Raw genomic sequence first — 3,544 nt, 5'->3', positions numbered from 1 at the left:
CGCACCCGCACACGCTCAGCCACGAGCCCATTGTGAACGCCAACCACCACTCAGCAATAGCATGTTGGGGCAAACGTTGCCTGATGCGGCACTAGTCACCGGGATTGGTTGACGGCGCTCACAGAACTGTCGGCCGCGGGTGAGTTCACGCCGCGGCGGGTGGCTGGGTGACGTTTCAGGTCCGGTGGCGGGCGAGGCGGCGTCCCATGAGCATGGTCATCGACCACAGGACGGCGGCTTCGCTGCTTACGGGCCGGGTCTCGTAGTCCCGGCCCAGGCGCCGCGAGCGCATCAGCCAGCTCACCGTCCTCTCCACCACCCACCTGCGCGGAAGGACCACGTGACCGAGTTGGCGGGTGCGCTGTTGTATGGAGTTCGGGCCGCGCCCACGCTGGCGGGCATGACGGAACACACCCCGCCCCGGCACGCTGTGGACTCGGCCGACGTCGTCGTCATCTCTTTCCCCAAGCTCGGTCGCACCTGGCTGCGGGTGATGATGGCCAAGGTCATCTCGGCGCAGTGGGGTTTGCCGATGGAGCTGTGCGAGGACTTGCAGCTGACCGCGTTCTGCGAGGTCGAGCCGCGCGTTCCGCGGATCGCCTTCTGGCACGACGACCGGGTGCCCTGGCGTTCCCCCGAGGACCTGTCCCACGACAAGAGCAGGTACCGGGGCCGCAAGGTGGTCTTCCTCGCCAGGGATCTTCGGGACACGATCGTCTCGCACTACTTCCAGCGCAGTCGGCGTCCGGGCAACGCGGACGAAGGGGAGCTGGGCGACTTCCTGGTGGCCGACGAGGGCAGTCTGCGCACCTGCGTCGAGTTCTGGAACATCTGGCACGCGAGTCGGGAGGTCCCCGACGGGTCCTGCTGACCTCATACGAACGGCTCGCCGGGGACACGGCGGCGGAGCTGGCCCGCGTGGTGGAGTTCTGCGGCCTGCCCGTCTCCGCCGCCGGGACGCTGCGCGAAGTGGTGGAGTTCGGCAGCTTCGACCGGATGCGTGCCATGAGGTCACCGATGCCCTCCGCTCGGAGAAGCTGCGTCCCGGCAGTCTCGACGACCCCGAGTCGTACAAGACGCGGCGCGGGATCATCGGCGGCTACCGTGCTTGACCAGTCAGCAGATCGCCTGGGCGGACGGTCTCATCGCGGGGCGCCTGGCGTCTGAGTGGCAGCCGGTGACATGGCGGTCCGTGACCGTGCCGTGGACGCTCTCCAGGAGATGCACCTCGCTCGAGCCCTCGGGCGAGGTCACCACGACCGAGCCTGCCATGCCCAGAAACGAGGTCCGCCGCGGCAGGTCGATGACTGTCTGCGTCCCTGCGGCCATGTCCTTGAGGATCACACGGTGGTTCAAGTCCTGCCAGCTGCCCACTTCGATGGCCACGAGATCCGAGACCGCACCGCGCCGCTGCGTCTGCCCGCTGCCGGTGAAGCCCTGGCCGAGGGAGTTCGAGGTGCCGTCCGCGTACCGCGTCCACACACCTTCCCCGGACGGCAGCCGCGACAGGAAGCCGTCCGCCCCCGCGCTCAGCACCTCCGAACCCGGACCGATCTTCGCCACACGCTCCGCCACGGCCGCAACAGGCACAGCCGTCACCGGGTGCTGTCCCACGGTGTCGGCCGCGACGGCGGCGGACAGGGGTACGGCTCCCGCCGAAAGCCCCAGCGTCAGCGCACCGACGAGCAAAGGAAGCGGGACGTCACGGAATTTCACAGGGCACCTCAACAGGCATGGAAGCGGCACGGTGCTGCCGCAGCAACGCCTGGCTCCCCCCATGGCGTTTGCCGGACGTACCGCACAGCAGCCCCACAGACACCAGCAGGGCACCGCACCGACGTGCCCCAAGCGGTGGGTGCCCCGCGCGCCCGGCAAGGTGCGCATCACGAGCGACATCACGCGTCAACCGACGTCGCGCCGAGGCGAATCCGCTGGCTGTCTGGCCTTGTACGGTGGCGAGGCGCCGGCGGGGCCGCCCCGGCGGTCGCACGGGGCGCCGAGCGCTGGCGTTGTAGCCACCGATCAACCGTCTGGGGCATGACGTAATGGCTTGGCTGTTTCGATCACCGCCGGGCATAGTGGGCTCTCGCTCATGGCCGGTTCGGATCATTTCCGGCGAGGGCTGGCGCTGCTGCTGAGCGAGATACGCAGCGCAGCGGCAGAGCGGCCGCGCTGGGGGAGAACGGCCGCTGGGTGTCGGGCCTTTGAGCGCATCGGATACTGGGGAGGGGTTTGTGGAGATGGTGGCAGGCAGACGTCGAGCGTGGTTGGTGTGGGCGGGCGCGGGCATGGTGCTCGTGGCCGGGTGCGGTGGTCGCGGGCATGCGTCGCAGGCTGAGGCTGAGGGTGAGCGGGTGGGGGTGGCGGCGTACGCGAATGTGGAGGCGGTCCCCGAGCAGCTGGGCCTTGACGGCACGACGATCACCGTGGGGGATCCGAAGGCTGCGGTGACCGTTCATCTGATGGAGGATCCGCGCTGTCCGTCCTGTGAGCAGTTCGAGCGCACTGGTGGTGGGCCGGTGCTGGCGGCGGCAGTGGTACGCCGGGAGGTGCGGGCGCAGTACACGATGGCGTCGTTCCTGGATGATCGGCTCGGTGGCGACGGTTCGAAGCGGGCAGTCAACGCTCTGCGGGCGGCGTTGGAGGCGGGGAAGTTCACCGAGTTCCACGCCGTGCTGTACAGCAATCAGCCTCCGGAGGAGTCGGACGGTTTCACCACCGCGCGGCTGCTCGAACTCGCCGCCCGGGTGCCGGGGTTGCGCAGCCCCGCCTTCGACAGCGCCGTGAAGACGATGAAGTACCGGGCCTTCGTTAAGGCCTCGGAGGAGGATTACGAGGTGAAGGGGACCGAGGAGGGGGTTGGGCCGGGTACACCCAGCGCCGAGATCGACAGCTACCCCCTCCCCTCCAACGCCGTCCTCTACGACGCGGAGGCCTTCACCGAGCTCTTGCGTGCCTCCCGAGGCGAACAAGTCTCCTGACGCCGCCGAACGGGCCGCGCCAGCCCGCTTGGGCGCCGTACACCGGGCTCTCCACGGTCTCTGCTGTCAGGCGTGGTAATGCAGGCGGGTTCGGAGAGCGGCCTGGGGAAACAGATCTGCGGCGACGCCGAAACCCCGCCCCAGGCCGACTCGCCATGTGCAAACCCCGCCTTCCTCGGAGTGTGGGGGCGGAGCGTTGCGACACGGGCGCGCACGACGTCGCGGCCGGAGGTGCCCGTCGAGCACATTTCGGGCGGGCGGGGCGTGCCGGTGAGGCTGCCGGTCGCCCACGCTGACTGTGGAGCGGGGCAGTCGCCACCGGAGAACGGTGGGCCGGGACCTTTGCCACGACCTGCCTCTCCCCACTGCGTACCTGCTGACCCTGGTCGGGGCTAGGGCCTGTGTGATGTCGTGATCAGTTCCTGGGTTCTACCCTCTTCGTGGGGTGGAACCCGGTATGACTGTGGTCGTGACGCGCAGGCAACTCACCAATGCTCAGTGGAAGTTCATCGAGCCGTACCTGCCGATCGGTAGGTACGGCCCGTACCCGGAGCGGTTGCGGG

At 68.8% G+C, this 3,544-nt stretch carries 5 protein-coding genes; 3 read left to right on the top strand and 2 right to left on the bottom strand.

All coding sequences use genetic code 11. The features are described 5' to 3' along the window. Positions 1 to 175: 175 nt before the first annotated feature. Positions 176 to 304, bottom strand: coding sequence for a hypothetical protein (locus tag ACFWA7_RS39840; RefSeq protein ID WP_385828053.1), 129 nt, complete (start codon positions 302 to 304; stop codon positions 176 to 178). Positions 305 to 400: 96 nt separating this feature from the next. Here ACFWA7_RS39840 and ACFWA7_RS39835 point away from each other — a divergent pair, with 96 nt between their 5' ends. Next, entirely contained in the window at positions 401 to 871 is a 471-nt protein-coding gene (locus tag ACFWA7_RS39835) for a hypothetical protein (protein WP_385828051.1), read from the top strand. Then, a complete protein-coding gene (locus tag ACFWA7_RS39830) occupies positions 811 to 1,167 on the top strand; it encodes a sulfotransferase domain-containing protein (protein WP_385828057.1) in 357 nt (118 codons plus the stop codon). Before ACFWA7_RS39835 ends, ACFWA7_RS39830 begins: the two co-directional genes overlap by 61 nt. On the opposite strand, the gene ACFWA7_RS39825 is transcribed toward ACFWA7_RS39830, so the two are convergent. Further along, positions 1,117 to 1,716, bottom strand: a complete 600-nt coding sequence (locus tag ACFWA7_RS39825) for a hypothetical protein (protein ID WP_385828049.1) — start codon at positions 1,714 to 1,716, stop codon at positions 1,117 to 1,119. The genes ACFWA7_RS39830 and ACFWA7_RS39825 overlap by 51 nt on opposite strands. A gap of 524 nt (positions 1,717 to 2,240) precedes the next feature. On the opposite strand from ACFWA7_RS39825, the gene ACFWA7_RS39820 reads away from it, so the two are divergent. Continuing rightward, entirely contained in the window at positions 2,241 to 2,981 is a 741-nt protein-coding gene (locus ACFWA7_RS39820) for a DsbA family protein (RefSeq protein WP_385828055.1), read from the top strand. Positions 2,982 to 3,544 lie beyond the last annotated feature (563 nt).

Source organism: Streptomyces sp. NPDC059994, assembly GCF_042737755.1.
In the GTDB taxonomy this organism is placed as follows: Bacteria; Actinomycetota; Actinomycetes; order Streptomycetales; family Streptomycetaceae; genus Streptomyces.
The sequence above is the reverse complement of the archived record's forward strand: the minus strand, read 5'-3'. Positions and strand labels throughout refer to the sequence as shown.